A 17,982-nucleotide genomic window follows, 5' to 3' on the forward strand; every position below is an offset into this window, starting at 1 on the left:
ATACTTACCATTCCAGCTTTATAGGCAGGGGCAATTACGCTCCTGTCTTTTTCATATACAAAAAAATCATTGGAGGTCGAAGCACATGAAAGGCAGCTTACGTAAACGCAATAAATACTGGTACATCATTGTTGAAATGAAGGACGAGTCCGGGAAGCGAAAGCCAAAGTGGATTAATACCAAATGCGAAAAGAAATCCGATGCCGAAAAGTTTCTGCGAGAAACACTTACAAAAATGGACAACAACAGTTTTGTCCTTCCACAACGAAAACTCAAATTCACCGAATTTATGCTGGATTGGCTTCATAACGTTATTAAAAGTGAGGTGGAGGAAACGACTTGGGAAGGTTATGAGATGATCGTAACCAAGCATATCATCCCCTATTTCAAGAGTAAAAACGATTTATTGTTACAAGAATTACAACCTATGCATCTGCAAAAATATTATGAGACAAAGTATCAAGATGATTCATCGACTGGCAAAAAAGGATTATCCGCTAAAACATTAAGAAGACACCACGCCAATATTAGGAGTGCTTTGAAATTCGGAGTGCGAATGAACCTGATTCCTTTTAATCCTGCTGATCGAATCGTGCTTCCAAAGCAGGAGAAGTTTGATGCCAGTTACTACACTGTCGAACAGCTCGAAAAGTTATTTGAGGTTTGCTTGGGTACACCGATAGAATCGGCAGTATATCTCGCTGCTCATTATGGGCTTCGACGTTCTGAGGTGCTTGGATTGAAGTGGGATTGTATCAATTTCGAAGAAAAGACAATCTCGATTAAAGAGGTTCGCGTGAAGTACGGTAAAGAAGTTGTGGTAAAGAAACCTAAAAGCGAGAGCAGCCAGCGCATTCTGCCTTTGATGGAAAAACTCGAAGATTACTTATTACATCTAAAGAAACAGCGGAAGAAAAACAAGCTGCTGTACGGCAAAGATTACATTGATAGCGGTCTTGTATGCTGCTGGCCTGACGGCAGTCCTATGAAGACGGAATACCTGAATCACAAATTCAAAGCCATACTTGCAAAGAACGGATTGCCGCATATCAGATTCCATGATCTCAGGCACTCGACAGCCAGCTACTTGATTAAAAATGGCGTAAGTCTGAAAGAGATTCAGGTCTGGCTGGGACATTCAACCATCAGCATTACAGCCAATACTTATACGCACATCGACATGGAGACGAAAAAGGATACCGCACAAAAGATAAACGATATCTTTTCTAAGAAATCAAAGGGGGCCGCTCAATGAAGCATATCGCTTGGGGAGCATTAGATGATGCGGCAATCCAGTCTGCGCTGCTGGATATTGCCATACTCCACGTAAAGCTTGCTTTGGAGCATAGCGACAAGAATACTTTCCCTTATCGTAAAGAAGTCATTAGAGCAGAAATCCAGCGCCTGAGAATGGAGCGTGACAGAATCCTCGAACGTAGAGTTTGAATAAAGAGCGCTCGTTATAAAATCAATTCAAGCATCATTCCGAGCGCATCGGAAACCTCGAATCTACACAAAAAAAGAAGCGCCGTTAGCAAAATGTTAGCAAACCACCTTAAAAACAAATAAGGGTTCCAGCTCTAATGAGCTGAAACCCTTGTTCTTCTAGTGCCGAGGACGGGGGTCGAACCCGTACGGTACTCACGTACCGCAGGATTTTAAGTCCCAGAAGTCATTTGGACTTTAACGCCCTGCAGTGGAATATAAGGGAACCTACAATCCGCAAAAAACCTTGTAGAATCAAGGATTTTTACGGTTTTTAGTGTTTTCCTAAGAGCCACAAGGGTTTCCGGCAACAAGCAACAGGAAGCGCAAATTTAGCCTTTGGAGAGAACTGCGAGAGAACTCGGAGAGAAAAATGAGAGAACCAGCCCGCTCCCTACCATTGACAATATGTTCGGAGCAAACCTCCGGGGAGGTTTTCATAATGAGACAAACAACCGTTATCACCATTGCCAATCAAAAAGGTGGCACAGGCAAGACGACCACCGCCTACAATCTGGCGTGCGCCTTGTCCCATGAAAATAAAAAAGTGCTGCTGGTTGATTTCGATCCACAAGGCAATTTAAGTATGTGCTTTGGAATTGAAAATCCAGACCAGCTTAAGTTTTCAATGTTCAATATTATGAATGCCCTCATGAGCGACGAACCACTGCCGGATCCTAAAGAATACGTTCATAATCATAGCAATATAGACCTTATCCCCAGCAATATTGAACTTTCCGTTGCTGAGATAAATTTAAGAGATGAATTGGGTGGTGAAAAGACTCTCACCACATTACTGGAACCCATGAAGCAAAGATACGACTTTATCATTATAGACACAAATCCCTCTCTTGGTCTACTAACTATAAACGCCCTTGCGGCCAGTAACAGTGTATTAATTCCGGTAAACCCTCAACTGTGGTCAGCAACAGGCCTAACTCAGCTTCTGAAAATTATCATTAAGGTAAAGAAACGAATTAATCCGCGGATTAACATTGCGGGTATTTTAATGACCATGTGTGATACACGAACCAATTTATATAAAGAAGCCTTTCGGTTGGTAAAAGCATATTACCAGGAAACCGTCCGCATTTTTGATGTTCAAATCCCTCTCTCAGTCAAAGTCGGAGAGGCGAATTTCTATAGTCAAAGCATTATTGAATTCAATCCTAAATCGAAGGTAGCCACAGCTTATTGCAGTTTAGCAAAGGAGCTGATGCAAGATGAGCAGTAAGCGACCTACGCCTAAGCTATCAAGCATTGATGAGCTTTTACTTTTGTCTGAGGGACCAGACCATACAACATCATCTCCTGAAAATTCAGGAGTCACTTCCCTTCTACTCTCCAGCCTTATTCCCTTTCATAAACATCCATTTAAGCTGTATGAGGGCAAAAAACTGGATGACTTAATCGAAAGCGTCCTAGAGAACGGTGTGCTAATTCCCGTTATAGTCCGTCCAATGGAACAAGATTCCTATGAAATTCTTTCTGGGCATAATCGCGTCAATGCCGCTAAAGCTGCGGGGTTACTTTCTATCCCTTCCATTGTTAAAGAACAATTGACGGAAGCAGAAGCTGTAATTATCGTGGTGGACACCAATTTTCATCAACGTTCCATTCAGGATATGTTGCCCAGTGAACTTGCTCGTGCCCTGGAGATGCAGCTTGAAGCTTGCAAAGAAGCTAAGCAAAAACAGAGTAAATTAAGCGAAATTGAAAAAGCTCAAATTACCAGTAATGACAAGGAAAATGATGAACGTGTCCCAGTGGGGCACCCAGGAAAAAGTGTGGATGAAGTTTCCGAGAAAAACGATATGAGCCCAACCAATATCAAACGATATTTGCGCTTGAATCACCTTCTACCAGAACTCATGGAAAGAGTCGATCAAGGTGAAATTAAGCTTCGCCCGGCCGTCGATCTCTCTTATCTGAAGCGGGAAGAACAACAAACCGTGGAATCGTTAATACATGTACAGGGTTACAAAGTAGATATGAAAAAATCCGAGCTGCTTCGAGCGAAATCAGAAAACCGTAATTTAACTGAGCAAGCCGCATCAGCGATCCTTTCCGGTGTGTCTAGCCGGAAGCCAAAAAATATGGTTCCTGCTCCATTCAAGCTAAAGCATAAAGTATATGCCAAATATTTCTCTCCTGAGAGTAAAGCCGCAGAAGTTGAGGAAATCATCGATAAAGCTTTAACCTTATATTTTTCGCTCCAGTCAGAGCCTGAACAACATCCTTAATTGAAGAGGAGGAAATTTAATGATATTCAAAGATCTGGCTCATGAACAGTTTTATGAAGGTAATGTAATTCGTGCTGAGCGTCAACACGATCCTTACCGATCCGCTCTGTTTTATCTATTAGGCCTTACAGAAGATACTCGCCGTCACATTAATGATCTTTATGATTTCAGAGAAGACAGCATTAGGCTAGAGGGCTTAAACAACGGCTGGCAGACAGGAACAACGGTCCGTCTTTCCCGCCTCGCATTTAACCTTTATTCGGGCTATACGGGAGAACATGAAGAAGAGACCCACTCTTTCAGCCCCTATTATCTGTTCGATAATGGACTCATGCCATATTTCTTTGAAGGGATCAAGCTTCGCTATCCAGCCTATGCCGTGGATATTAAACGAGATTGGCTTCCCTTTGTGCCAGACAAAGATATCTATGATGAGTTGGAACAGTAAGAAGCACATTTCATCCATTGGAAGGGAGGATAACCATCATGGCTCGTGTAACAACACTAAGAGCCATCTATCAGTCGGCTGTATCACAAATTTCGCAGTCACCACAAGACTGGATGGATTATTTAAAATTCGCTTCTGGTATTTATAAGTACTCTTTTGATAATGCTCTTCTCATATACATGCAGAATCCAGAGGCTACCATGTTGGCCTCCCTTCCTCTTTGGAACAAACTGGGCCGGTACATCAATCGAGGAGAAAAGGCCATTGGTGTCAGTAACTTTCAGGAGAATAGGCCTCATATAGACTATTTATTCGATGTCTTTCAAACTCATGGGAGAGTCCCTCCTCAATCCTGGAGTTTACAGGGACTAGATTTGGTTGAACTCACTCATAGACTATCCTCCAATGAAACAAATGATCTAGGGTTATGTATTACACAGCTGGTTAAACAGCATATATCATCTTTTGACTTATATCAGGATATAGAGCTGGATATGGTAAATCATCCTTTTGCCACATTTCCTATTTCCGGCGTGCAAGAACAAATGCAGGAATTAATTGCCGCCAGCAGCACCTACTTCATTCATTCTCGGTGTAGGCTTCCAGAGCCAGATTCAACTCCGGTGTTCGATACTATAAACGACTGGAACAATGTACCGCTAATGTCCCGACTGGGCGGCATTCTAACTGAGATTTCCAAAGAGATTTTGCTCGATATCGGTAGGCATATCAAATTAATGCAACAAGAAAGGATGGTTAATTATGAACAAAGAGAATTTGAATCTCAACTACAGTCAGCAGACAGACGGACTTTTGTATCCTATGATACAGATCTCCAGTCAGGCGGAGGCCGACCAACAGCCATTAGGCAAATACGGAAGGATGAGCTTAAACTATCTCAGAAATCATCATCCCCATCGATTAATGAGCTTGAAGATGCAGGGCAATCTGATGGAGAAAATGCACCAAATCGACCAGGAAGCGAACGAGAGAATACAACAGCTGACGGACCAGTTACTCCGACTACAACCGCTACCTCAGACCGAAGATACTCTAGAACGGACACGGCACTTGAACCAGATCAAATCAACCGCGGAGGAACTGGTACTGAACGAGATCGTCTTGAGACCCAGATAACTGCAACTTCAAATACATTGTCCTTAGAACCGCAGATTAGCGGTTCTTTTTTATTGCCTGAAAAATCTGAAGATATCATTTTATCGGAACAAGAAATGTTAGAATACTTGCTCCGCAGCGGTATGGGTTCAATGCAAGGAAAACAAGTCATCTATTCTTACGTAGTCGAACACTCAATTACAAAGGCTCATGACCTCATTCCGATGCTTAAAAATCGATATGGGACTGGTGGAGCCAGAGGCGATTTTGGCAATGGCTTGACCGGATATACTCACTCTGGAAAAGGAATTGAACTACTATGGTCTGACAGTGAAGGTGCCCATGAGGTCCTTATCAACTGGAGAACGATAGCCACTACCCTCCTGCAGCTCATTCAAAATGGAAGCTATGACGGTAGCCTATCTGTCTTCCCTCCGCAAGAAGAGGAATGGACATTATTTGATTACGTTCAGCAGGCGGAAGACAATAAGAGTCAAGCCGGTACTCTTGGAGCTCCTATACAACGTGAGCCTATAGGAATTGAATCCGCCGAGAATCAGGAATTCCAAGAAGAGACTAAAAGTACTCTTTCTGTTACTCAAGAACCTCTTGATCACCCTACTTTCACACCTCAAAACTTCCATTATAATACGGAAGTATCCCTTTATCCTTCCGGAGCTAAAAGCAAATACAAACGAAATATAGAAGCAATCCGTCTTCTGAAACTGCTTGAATCTGAACGTCGTGTTCCCTCGCCTGACGAGCAAAGGATATTAGCTGGTTATGTGGGCTGGGGTGGACTAGCAAATGCCTTTAATGAGAATGCAAAAGATTGGGAGTATGAAGCTGCGGAGTTAAAGCATTTGCTGGATGATAGAGAATATGCTGAAGCACTGAACTCCACGATTACAGCCTATTACACAGAGCCGGAGTTAATTCGTTACATCTACCAAGCACTCGAGCGCTTTGGCCTAAATGACGGAGAACACCGTAAAATCCTTGATCCTGCTATGGGTACCGGAAACTTCTTCTCCGTACTTCCTGACACCTTACAGCAAGCAAAGCTTTTTGGCGTTGAACTGGATGGAATCACCGGTAGGATGGCCAAGCAATTATACCCCTCTGCACAAATCCATGTTCAAGGTTTTGAGACAACCAACTTTACTCCAAGCAGTTTTGATGCTGTTATAGGCAATATCCCTTTCAATAACATCCAAGTCTTCGATCATCGCTTTAAAGAGAGCTACTTGATCCATGATTACTTTTTCATAAAATCAATGGAATTGGTGAAGCCGGGCGGGATCATAGCCTTTATCACCAGTAAAGGTACATTCGATAAACAAGACTCTTCGATCCGAAAAGAGTTAGCAGAACAAGCTGATCTCATTGGTGCTATTCGCTTACCGAACACTGCTTTCAAAGCAGTTGCCGGTACTGAAGTAACTACCGACATGGTATTCCTGCAGAAACTGGATCAGCCCCGGCAACTGGACACTGAACAATTTCCAGATTGGATTTCGGTCTCCCGCACATCCGATGGCATTCCAATCAATACTTATTTTGTTCATCATCCCGAAATGGTGCTCGGAGATATGAACTGGGATCGTAGCATGTATGGTTCAGAACGAACTACTGCTTGCTTTCCAAAACCTGCCCAGAATCTATATGCCGAATTAAGCGTCGCCCTTCATTTTTTAAAAGCTCAATTTTCAGCCTTACCCGATGACATTCAAATTGAGGACTTAGAGGATGGACAGGAACAAGCGCAACCAGCCGATGCAGGAACCAAGAATTTCACTTACGTGATCAAGGATAATCAGATCTATTTCTGCGAGAATGAATATTTGCTTTTCCAAGACATCAAGGGCAAAAAAGCAGAACGCATTAAAGGATTATGCGACATTCGAGATGCCCTCAAAACAGTGATTGACATTCAGTCCCGAGAATATGGTTATGACATCTCTGAACTCCAACAGGGACAGCAGCGACTAAATGAGGTCTACGATCAATTTGTCAATAGATACGGGCCCATTAATGATCGAGCCAATACTGCCGCTTTTTCAGATGATGATCAGCTCCCACTACTACGCTCCATTGAGGATATGACACCCGAGAAGAATTGGGTAAAAGCTCAGGTGTTCACTAAACCCACGATTCGTCCGAACCGCATGCCGGTACATGCTGATTCAGCTTTACAAGCTCTTCAAATCTGCCTGAATCAGAAGCTCAAAGTAGATCTATCCTATATGTCGAGATTATATGGCAAATCAACAGAAGAGATCTTAGATGAACTTGGAGACCGACTGTTCCTTAATCCCCAGAAATATGTTGGCAATCAAGACGAAGGCTGGGAACTGGATGAAGAATACTTATCCGGAAATGTAAAAGACAAATTAGCCTATGCCAAGCTGAAAACATCGGAATATCCCGAGTTGTTTGAGCGTAATGTAATCGCCCTAAGTGCTGTGCAACCTGCTCCACTATTACCGGGTGATATTGATTTTCGGATTGGAAGTCCGTGGATTCCAATCAAGTATTACCGTGATTTCATGTATGAGACATTTGGAACGGCAGGATATCATCAATCTGCTGGAAATATCAATGTTGAGTACATGGAATATGCGAACTCCTGGCGCGTCTCCGGCAAATCATTGGAACGGGAATCAATAAAAGTAAACCGCACTTTTGGTACATCACGAGTAAATGCATACGACATTTATGAAGGCAGTTTGAACCTGCAGAGTATTACTGTTCGTGATCTGGTAACCTACTTCGACCAAAATGGAAATGAACAAATCAAATATGTGGTGAACGCCAAGGAAACGATGATTGCCCGCGCCAAGCAGCAGCAAATCAAAGAGGCCTTTTCATCTTGGCTGTTCAAGGACAAAGACCGGGCAGATATATTACTGGGTATCTATAATGAGAAGTTTAATACTCTCCGTCCACGTACTTATGATGGCAGCCATCTTGTGTTTCAGGGTATGAGTGAAGAAGTGGAGCTCCGGCAACACCAGCAAGACGTTGCAGCAAGAATTATATACTCAGGGACCGCCCTTATGGCTCATGAGGTGGGAGCCGGTAAGACCGCTGCTATGATTGCTTCAGGCATGTATTTAAAGCAGCTGGGAGCCATTCAAAAGCCAATTTATTGTGTTCCCAACCACTTAACTGAACAATGGGCCAATGAGTTTATGCGCTTCTTCCCTGCTGCCAACATCCTGGTAACCACAAAAAAGGATTTCAGTATTCAGAACCGAAATCGCTTTGTCTCTAAAATCGCCATGGGTGATTACGACGCAATTATCATCGGCCACAGCCAATTCGAAAAGATCCCTATATCTCATGAGCGTCAGGAACAATTACTGCAAAATGAAATCAATGGAGTTACCCAGATGATTGATCAGGTCAAAAGGGAAAAGGGTGACAACTGGACTATTAAACAGATGGTCATTTTTCAGAATCAACTAAAGCATCGATTGGAGCGTTTGGTCAATGAGGATAAAAAAGATAACTTGCTCTACTTTGAACAGCTTGGCGTTGATATGTTATTTGTCGATGAAGCGCATGCCTACAAGAACTGTTTTACTTTTACCAAAATGCGCAATGTCGCCGGTATAGGTAAAACAAGTAGTCAGCGTGCCATGGATATGCTCTTAAAATGTCAATACATCCAGGAAATAAATCAAGGCAGAGGTGTGGTATTCGCTACAGGGACACCGATAAGCAATAGCATGTCTGAGATGTATGTGATGCAGCGTTATTTGCAGCCAATGGTTTTAAAGCGACTCGGGTTGGACTTTTTCGATAATTGGGCAGCCACCTTTGGAGAAGTTGTCTCCTCGCTCGAGATGACACCTGAAGGGAGTGGGTATCGCATGAAGTCCCGGTTTGCCAAATTTCATAATCTCCCGGAACTCATGAACATATTTCGCACCGTTGCTGATATTCAAACTGCCGAAATGCTCAAACTTCCGGTTCCCGAATTGAAACATGGGAAGCCGGAGATTGTCGTCACTGAATGCTCTCCTTTTCAAAAGCTTATGATGGATAGCTTTGTCGAACGTGCAGAGAAAATCCGTAACAATGATGTACTAGCTACCGAAGACAACATGCTGAAATTAACAAATGAAGCCAAGCTTATGTCCATTGATCCCCGTCTGGTAGATCCTGAAGCTCCGGTTGAATCGGATTCTAAGTTAACTCGATGTATCAGCAACGTTTTTGATATCTGGGAACAATCCAGATCTGATCGACTTACTCAAGTCATTTTCTCCGATAGTGGCACACCCAAGCCAGGATACTTTAATGTCTACGATGAAACCAAAACACAACTAATCAATAAAGGAATTCCTGAACAAGAGATTGCGTTTATCCATGATGCTAAAACGGATATACAACGCGAGGAATTATTTGAACAGGTTCGCCGCGGTGAAGTAAGTATCTTGCTCGGATCAACACAAAAGATGGGAACTGGAACGAATGTTCAGGATCGACTTATTGCAGCACATCACCTTGACTGTCCCTGGCGTCCGGCGGATATTACTCAACGTGATGGACGTATCCTTAGGCAAGGTAATAAAAACAATATGGTCCAGATCTTTCGCTATGTAACCAAAGGGACATTTGACAGTTACCTCTGGCAGATTCAAGAGCAGAAGCTCCGATACATTTCACAAGTAATGACCGGCAAAAGCATATCCCGTTCCTGTGAGGACGCTGATGAAACGGTTTTGTCGGCTGCCGAGGTAAAGGCTATCGCTACAGCTAATCCCCTTCTTGCAGAAAAGATGCAGGTAGATAATGAGGTGATAAGGCTGAAGTTGCTCAAGGCCAATTGGAACAATGAGCGTCTAATAATGGAAAGACAGATTTCACAGCAATATCCGCGGGAGATACAAGCTTGTGAACAACGGATTGAGCGTCTGAAAGTTGATCTAGCTTTGGTTGATCAAACGCGAGACGACGAATTTCTAATTGTGCTTGAAGGGGAAATCTATAATGAGAAACCACAGGCTGGAGAGTTGCTACTCCTTCTTTCGAAGGTGAATGAGTTTAACAACGGAGATTCAATACATGTTGGAAGATACCGTGGATTTGAACTTTATTTAAGTCGATCTGCATTTAATATTATCTCTATTAAGCTCAACGGAGCCGAGACATATTTTGTTGATTTAGGCGATTCGCCTATCGGGAATATTACTCGATTGGAGAATGTTATTGAAAAAATACCAGTAAACCTCCATTCTGCTGAACAGAGGTTATGTGAAATTCAAACGCAATTCGCTGAAGCCACTATTGAAGTAGGTAAGCCATTCGAATTTGATCAAAAGTTGCAGGAAATGCTTACTCGTCAGGTAGAGCTTAACTCACAGTTAGAATTCCAAGAATTGAAAGATCAAACATTAATGATAAACATAAATAACGAAATATCGGAAATAGAACAATCCGATAAGTGGGAATACGAATCGTAGAAACACATTTAAGTAACTATGAATACTTGCAAATTTTCCGACAAAAGTTCTTACATTATCTTAAAATTATAATTTTGAATGATCAACTTTAGAAATGATAACCACAGACGATCTTTCTAATACTTTTGCCCTCCCCCAAGAATTAATCACGACAAATATATCAGTAGTTTATGACAAATCATCTATTCCCTATAGAAAAGCATTTCCTTCTTGTTCAATCGACAATACTAGATTTATAATAGAAGGAACATGTTGGAAAAAACCTCTTTAGAATATGGGGGAATAGGACTTATGTCGTATTCGACAAGATATACTACATTATCAGATGTCACAGATGAATACTGGGACGAGTTATTAGTTAATCATGAAAAAATAACTGAAGGTTATTCTGATACTACCAGCGCTGTCTTTATTGCATCATTAAATGAAGAAGATAAACCGTATTTGCAAAAGATCTTAAAACTTGCTGATTATGAAGATGAAATTAAGTGGAATGAACATTTAAAGACTCACAAAAACTTTATGGATTTCTTGTTTCTCAAAGAATTTCTAAAAAGAAAGAAAAAAGCTATAGATGAAATATTCGATAAAAAGCTTCCGGATAATGAAGCAACCAAAATATCAACTGTAGTAAAGTCAATAAAATTATTTCTCACTAATCCCTCTTGGCTTTTTGAAGTTTTGGTTCTTCATGAATGGAGGAACAAAGCTTCAGGCGATGTTTTCACTTCAACTAAAAAGTTCACTTCGAAAATAGTAAATAGTTTAAGTACAGAAAAGGGATACCAAGACACCATTGCAAATGTTTTATACAATAATTCCGGAAGAAATAATGATTATAGAATAATTGCACACTGTCAGCTTGGAGAACATTATTTTTTGTATATGATATACAAACTAACTAAAGATACTAAAAGACCTGGCTATGATAAAGCCAAAAGAGTAAAAGATAGAGATCAAGTTATGTTTGCAATTCAAACAGAAGAAAAAACACTTGAAATTAAAGCAATGAAAACTGATTTACGCGGTATAAAAAAATACTTCACTGATGAATTGGGATTAACTCTTAATGAGATTCAAAGAGAAGTATTCACAGAATACAAAGTTAAAGATATCGTTCGGCTCTTTGAAGAAGGAACACCAGTAACTAACGAAAATCCAGAAGACTTTGTCATCGATCGCATTTCTTTTTCAAACTCTTTATTAAGTAAGTCTCCTGATTTAATTCTTCAATTGAACGGAACTGATATTTGGCCAAGCGTGATGGACGCTTTTCAGCGTAGAGTAGTTGACTTAAACAGTCTCAAGGATATAAAGAATATTTCATTTCATTCAAGCAAACATTCAAAATCAATACGATCAATTTCACTAGAAAATGGAGACGTGGTTTTCAAACTAGACGATAGTAATTTGAGTACAGCAACTAAAACATTAATCAACAACAATTTTTTCAAGAAATTCGGATTTCCTCTGGATCGCCCAATTAAAAATAAATTCACTGGTGGTCGCGCTCTCAAAATCGATCAGATCTTTAGATTTTCGAGACAGGATCAACTTGAAAATGATCAAAAGCAAATGTTCGATGAACTTATTACTTTGAAACTTCTAGAGTTAAAGCAAGACGATAAATATTCGTGCAATAACTGCAACTTCTATACAATTAATAAGAGTGAAGTGATTGTAAATACTCATGACAAATTAGAGTGCCCAGAATGTCATAATGATATAAAAGTTACTCCGGAAGAAGAAATAATAGCTAACAATGAAGTTATGGAAAAATATATTTATGATTTGTTCGATACTCTTCTAGAAAGAGATTCTCGATTAGAAACTAAAGGTTATTCTCAACAAACTATTAGAAAGAAAAAATTTAAATTCAAACGTTTTTTATTTGAAAATCGTTTATTTCAAGTTCTTGTGACGAAAAATGTGCTTTCAAAAAGAACGCTGGAGAATATTGAAAGGAAATTAATTCCTACTATAGTGATATGTTACGGCGTAGATCAGCAAACAAGTGACATCTACTCACTTGATACAATTGAGCAGCTAACATTCGGACAAATTTATGTAAATAATGATCAACAAGATTTTAGTGTATTTATGGGGAAATATATAGAAGATCTAAATAAACGTACGCATCATTTGGTAGTAACAGCCGCTATGAAGGCTGTTAAAAATCTCAATTTTATTAGTGGAAAAACAACTGAGTTAAAAGACAAATATGACGATAGTGATCTTGAAGATGATGTTTTCCCAGTTATAAAAGATATGTTTCCCAATTCTGAAAAGTGGGGAAAAGAATTAATTGGTAAACCAATACCTGAAGGACTTTTTGCAATTCAGTACAAGGAAAATGCCCCTTTAAACTCTTCCGAGATGAAATATGCCTTTACTTATGATTGTAAATTCACTAAAGATCCAGCTGGATACACATTAGGGTCAGGTGAACATCGTAAGGCCTTGCATTACGTCAAACAACTAAATAGTTTAGTTGATATCTCAACTTATTGTACTCCTCATGAAGTAACATCACATATTTTCATAGGAAATAAATTTAGAAAACGTCAACTTTTTGCAATGGCTGACTTCTTTAGAAGAGAGATTGTTAAAGGATATACAACAAAACCAGTTTTTATAGACTGTAAAGATTTAGCTTATCTCCACGAACAGATAAGTAGCAATAAGGAAAAAATCCAAAGAGTTCCTGACATATTCTTCAAACAGATGGTGGCTATTTTTACAACGGATGAAGTTCTGATAACAAAGGAGTATATTGACGACCAGTTTCGGGATATTGGAATTGCAGCCAGAAGTTATTCACCTCTTGATACAACAGAACTAACTATTAGCCTAACAAAGAAAAAATAACAATTTTCCTGTAGTTTATGATAAAATGGACACATGCGAACATATATTCGCATGTGTCCATTTGTTATTGGAGGTGCTCCTTTCATGGAGTTAAAAATCAATAAAAATATTCAAACCAATCATAAGCTTTTCATTGAAAACAGTATTAGCCAAATTCTTCTAGAACAGTTTAACTACAGTCAAAGAATAAAGGTGCAAGAATATTGGATTGGCTTTTGTTTTTATTATGAATATGCTTTTATTCTTATCACTAACAAAGAAGATGAAATTAACTTTTATGATCAAATTAATTACGATACCATGATTCCTGATTCCTTTTTAAACAGTCTATATGAACACACTTCATTACTTCCGTTCCATTACAAAAATTGGTTAGCAGATTCCTATGTCGAATTAATCCGTAAGGATATTGCCCAATCTTTATTATTTAATCGGCTTAATCTTATCCATGACCCTTCAAGTAGTTCTATTCACTGGAATTGGAAAAGTCATAACATATCACTTCAAATGAATAGCTCATTTGTATTTGAAGATATCGGAGGTTTTATAAAGAATTAATAATGTTATTATTTAGTTTTTCTTAACTTACTCTATATCCCCTCTCTCATCCTAGTTTACGATCCTGATAAACGAAAATGCTGTTGGTTCAATTATGTGTTAATTATTTGTATACTGGCACAAACAAAAAAAGGCACGCCTTTAGACATGCCAGAATTTCCTCTCTTGAAGTTCTTCGTTTAAATGATCATTTTAAACATATCTAATCCCATATGTTCTCTTACCATTAGTATTTTTAATAATAATGATATGTTATTTCACTAATTAACGGATGCGCTATTTTAAATTTCTTTTCAATTTGCTCCTTACTCATGGAGATAATCGCTTCCAATTCACTAGATAGTAAGACACTAACCGTACGACCCTCAACGTTGTCTATCTTAGATTTTTGTGCGATACCACTTCCAACAATTTTTGCCCAATCCTCTTGTAATTCATCCAAATCATAATCCGATTTCGATAAAGCACCGAAGTTTCGAACATCAATTTCATGAAGTAAACGGACATCTTGTTCGTCACTTTTCAATGTGTTTATTAACTCCTTTGTTACATCACGCACTTGCTTCTTTAGTGACTCTAGAGTTACATTACTATTGAATTTCACTCTAACTAATGGTATTCCGCTCATTTGAAAAATCAGGTTCTTTCGTTCATCGCGAATAGCCGCAGAATCAGTTTCATGATATGTGCTATCTTTCTCAATTGCAAGGACTGGAGTATATGTGGTTGTACTAATAATGGCATAGTCAACATGAGCCATAAATAGATAATTAACATGCTCTTGTGAAACAAGTTCTTTTATTTTCTCAACATCAATAATTGTTTTCAAACTAATGTTTGGGAATATAAAGTGTTGCGGAAATAAATCAATTAATGCATGATACAAGTTAATCTCAGATTCATGATAAAAAATAGGCCTATATAAGGACGCCTTATCAACTCGAATTATCTGACGTTCTAACTTAGGTTCAACGTAATTAGATACTAATTCTTCAATAATCGGTTCTAATATATAGGAATTATTATTGGGAATAATTAATTCCAAATTCAATAATTCTTCCAAATTTTTTTTGACATAAGACTCTTTTTGTCGCGTAGCCTCTGATAATTCATTAAATGTGGGTTGTTGGTCAGATAAACGATAGAGAGCAAATAATATACTTTTTTGATATTTTGTTGTTTTCTTAAAATAGATGTCTTTCAAAGTCTGATTTTTGTTCTTTTTTTCTTTAATTAGATTTTCAATTCGCTTTTTATTATTTTTATGCAATACTTCATTAGGAGCCAAAGAGATTGCTCTTTCAAACAGGGATAGGGCTGTTTCGTATTCTTTATCATGCTCTTCATAGATTACCCCTAAATTATTGAAAATCGCATTTGTTTCTTTTCCGTTCTCAATAGCCTGTGAATATACTTTTTTAGCCTCTTCAATGTAACCACTCTTTTTTAAAGAAAATGCAAACTCAAAGTAGTAACCTTCTATTGAAAGATGAGAAAAGTAAATCTTTGCTATAGTTCCGTATTCACTCTGCTCAAATAAAAACTTCATTGGATCAAATGATTTAAATGCGTCACCTGCTATTTTATTAATGATTTCCTTGTCTCGTATCTGAGTTAATTTTGAACAAAATTCAATTAAAAGTGCTGTTTTTTTAATGTCGTTTATATTTTTTATTAAATCCCAATATTCTTTGATAATACCTGGAATTGAGTTTTCGCTAGACCATTTCAGCACTTTATTGGCACATTTAGCAAGATTCTTGATTTCTTTGTCTGATAAAACAACTTCGTTAATTGCATACCCCTCTGCATTAAACTCACCTAGATTAAGCTCTATCATCCAACGAGTTAAGAAAATCAAATCTTGAACATCAGTATTCTGTTTTAATATTGCCGAAAGCTTTTGCAATAGTAAAAGGTATGAACATTCCTCTGATGAAAAATACTGAACCTCGTCTAAGATTAGTTTAAGGCAGGCATGTATATGGCGATTGAACTGTTTGCGTGGCACATTCATGTCCATGATAATTTTTATTATCTCAATATATGCCTTTGTAAATTCAAAGACACTAGGAATATGATAAAAGACACAATTGTTTATATCGCCTATATTCCAATCTTTACTTTCATAAATTATATCAACTGGAAAGATAATCGTGTGTATTAACTCTTCAGGAGATATAAACTTCCACATGTTTAATAATGAATTCGAGAATGAATTTAGATGATTGTATTGAATAATAGCTTCAATAGCGATATGCATTAAGTTATAACTATAGTCGAATCCTTCTACTGATTTAGTTCTTTCATCATCTAAATATGATACTAATTCTTCTTCCATTTCATTATGAAAAATTTGGTAGGCATATTTATAATGCCCGCCTTTCACTAGTCCATATTTGATTATGTATTTAATATGAAGTTCCCAGCTATAAGCCTCTGATTCATCTAATAAAGTCAGAATACTATGCATCTTCTCAATGACATAGTGTACCCTAGGAAAAAAGTTTTCTTTTGAATAAAACTCTTTTACTTCTCCGTCTAAAAGGGCCACTCTATACTTCTTGGGAATCTCTATCAAATATATTAGTTCTTGCGGAGTATTTGCTTCAAACAAAGGCGTCGCCTCCAAATGCTTATTAGTAACTGTATTATATCATCTAATGATCCATTAATTTGATACTGATTTCATCACTTTTTCGATTCCAAATCATATTTAAAAAAGGGGTAAATATGAAAAACAATCTCTTTTCAGATAAAAATCAAATCATCCAAGCCAGTATCACGAACCTAGTACAATTCGCCAAATCCAATGGTTACACTCTCGAAAACGGAGGCCGCCGCGCACTTCACGCGGAGCAAAGTGGCGGTCTTTACTTTTTCAAAGACAGCAATAAGTACTATCACTTTTCCACTGATACCCACGGCGGCCCAATTGACTTTGTAATGCAATTCTGGAATATGAATTTCAAAGAAGCTGTAGCTTTTCTGCTGGAGAGCGAAATCCCACGCTTCACTCCTCTGCTCCATTCTCCTCAAACAGCCGGCCAACTCACCCTTCCAGACAAGGCATCCAACTATAGGCGAGTCGCTTGGTATCTCGTACACGTTCGAGGAATTGACTCCGAAATCATGTCCCAACTCATGCACGATAAAAAGCTTTACCAGCAATCCAAAACCGGAAACTGTGTTTTCATCGGATACGATCCTGATGGAATTCCTAAGTACTGTTCGATGAGAGGTTGCAACCCTAATCGCCCTTTTAAGCAGGATCGAATACATTCAGATAAAAGCTACCCCTTTCTCATTCCTGGTAGCAACAACAGTTCGCGGGTTTACGTATGTGAAAGCCCCATCGACGCCATGAGTCATGCCACCCTTACCAAGCTGAAGGGGCTGGACTGGCGAGAAGATCATCGAATTTCTCTCGGCTGTTTATCAGATAATGCCTTAGAGCGCTTCCTATCCCAACACACTATTCATGAAATCATCTTTTGCTTAGACAACGACTATAACGCCACTTATCGCGATGGCAGCCCGGCTCCCAATTGGGGACAAGAGGCTGCCTTTAAATTTGCCCATAAGTATGATGAGTTAGGATATCAGACCAGTATCCAGACGCCACATAATAAAGATTTCAATCTAGATCTGGTTTCTATGCGTCAGCCCACAACCGAAGCGGAATCACCTATTCATGAGGAGGATTGTGATTATGAACTATAGACTTTTTTCTCATTGGATAAAAGAACTGCCGTCCCACCACCAGAGGGCACCGCCCGATGGTGGTGGT

The 17,982-nt window shown here is 38.9% G+C and carries 10 protein-coding genes; 9 read left to right on the forward strand and 1 reads right to left on the reverse strand.

Translation table 11 applies throughout. The features are described from left to right. Window positions 1-85: 85 nt before the first annotated feature. From NSQ50_RS22730 to NSQ50_RS22770, 8 genes are all read left to right on the forward strand, one after another. A complete protein-coding gene (locus NSQ50_RS22730) occupies window positions 86-1,255 on the forward strand; it encodes a tyrosine-type recombinase/integrase (protein ID WP_076222708.1) in 1,170 nt (389 codons plus the stop codon). Next, window positions 1,252-1,446 (forward strand): hypothetical protein, encoded by a 195-nt coding sequence (locus NSQ50_RS22735; RefSeq protein WP_076222710.1) that lies wholly within the window; start codon window positions 1,252-1,254, stop codon window positions 1,444-1,446. The genes NSQ50_RS22730 and NSQ50_RS22735 overlap by 4 nt, the downstream gene beginning before the upstream one ends. A gap of 481 nt (window positions 1,447-1,927) precedes the next feature. Beyond that, window positions 1,928-2,719: a ParA family protein gene (locus NSQ50_RS22740; protein WP_076222712.1), complete on the forward strand. Its 792-nt coding sequence runs from the start codon at window positions 1,928-1,930 to the stop codon at window positions 2,717-2,719. Further along, the gene (locus NSQ50_RS22745) at window positions 2,709-3,728 is read left to right on the forward strand and encodes a ParB N-terminal domain-containing protein (protein ID WP_076222714.1); all 1,020 of its coding nucleotides are present in this window, start codon (window positions 2,709-2,711) and stop codon (window positions 3,726-3,728) included. The genes NSQ50_RS22740 and NSQ50_RS22745 overlap by 11 nt, the downstream gene beginning before the upstream one ends. 19 nt (window positions 3,729-3,747) lie before the next feature. Next, window positions 3,748-4,176 carry a DUF6075 family protein gene (locus NSQ50_RS22750; RefSeq protein WP_042139129.1) on the forward strand — a complete coding sequence of 143 codons (429 nt, stop codon included), beginning with the start codon at window positions 3,748-3,750 and terminating at the stop codon, window positions 4,174-4,176. Window positions 4,177-4,214: 38 nt separating this feature from the next. After that, complete coding sequence (locus NSQ50_RS22760; RefSeq protein WP_076222716.1) at window positions 4,215-10,766, forward strand: N-6 DNA methylase; 6,552 nt, start codon at window positions 4,215-4,217, stop codon at window positions 10,764-10,766. A 249-nt stretch (window positions 10,767-11,015) separates the two neighbouring features. Further along, complete coding sequence (locus tag NSQ50_RS22765; RefSeq protein ID WP_179087726.1) at window positions 11,016-13,634, forward strand: hypothetical protein; 2,619 nt, start codon at window positions 11,016-11,018, stop codon at window positions 13,632-13,634. Window positions 13,635-13,718: 84 nt separating this feature from the next. Continuing rightward, window positions 13,719-14,192, forward strand: coding sequence for a hypothetical protein (locus NSQ50_RS22770; RefSeq protein ID WP_076222720.1), 474 nt, complete (start codon window positions 13,719-13,721; stop codon window positions 14,190-14,192). A gap of 235 nt (window positions 14,193-14,427) precedes the next feature. Here NSQ50_RS22770 and NSQ50_RS22775 read toward each other — a convergent pair whose 3' ends face one another. Beyond that, window positions 14,428-16,809: a DUF2726 domain-containing protein gene (locus NSQ50_RS22775; RefSeq protein ID WP_076222723.1), complete on the reverse strand. Its 2,382-nt coding sequence runs from the start codon at window positions 16,807-16,809 to the stop codon at window positions 14,428-14,430. Window positions 16,810-16,925: 116 nt separating this feature from the next. Here NSQ50_RS22775 and NSQ50_RS22780 point away from each other — a divergent pair, with 116 nt between their 5' ends. Beyond that, the gene (locus tag NSQ50_RS22780; protein WP_076222725.1) at window positions 16,926-17,915 is read left to right on the forward strand and encodes a DUF3991 domain-containing protein; all 990 of its coding nucleotides are present in this window, start codon (window positions 16,926-16,928) and stop codon (window positions 17,913-17,915) included. The last annotated feature ends 67 nt before the right edge of the window (window positions 17,916-17,982 follow it).

The organism is Paenibacillus sp. FSL R10-2788 (assembly GCF_038003885.1).
GTDB lineage: Bacteria > Bacillota > Bacilli > Paenibacillales > Paenibacillaceae > Paenibacillus_AQ > Paenibacillus_AQ odorifer.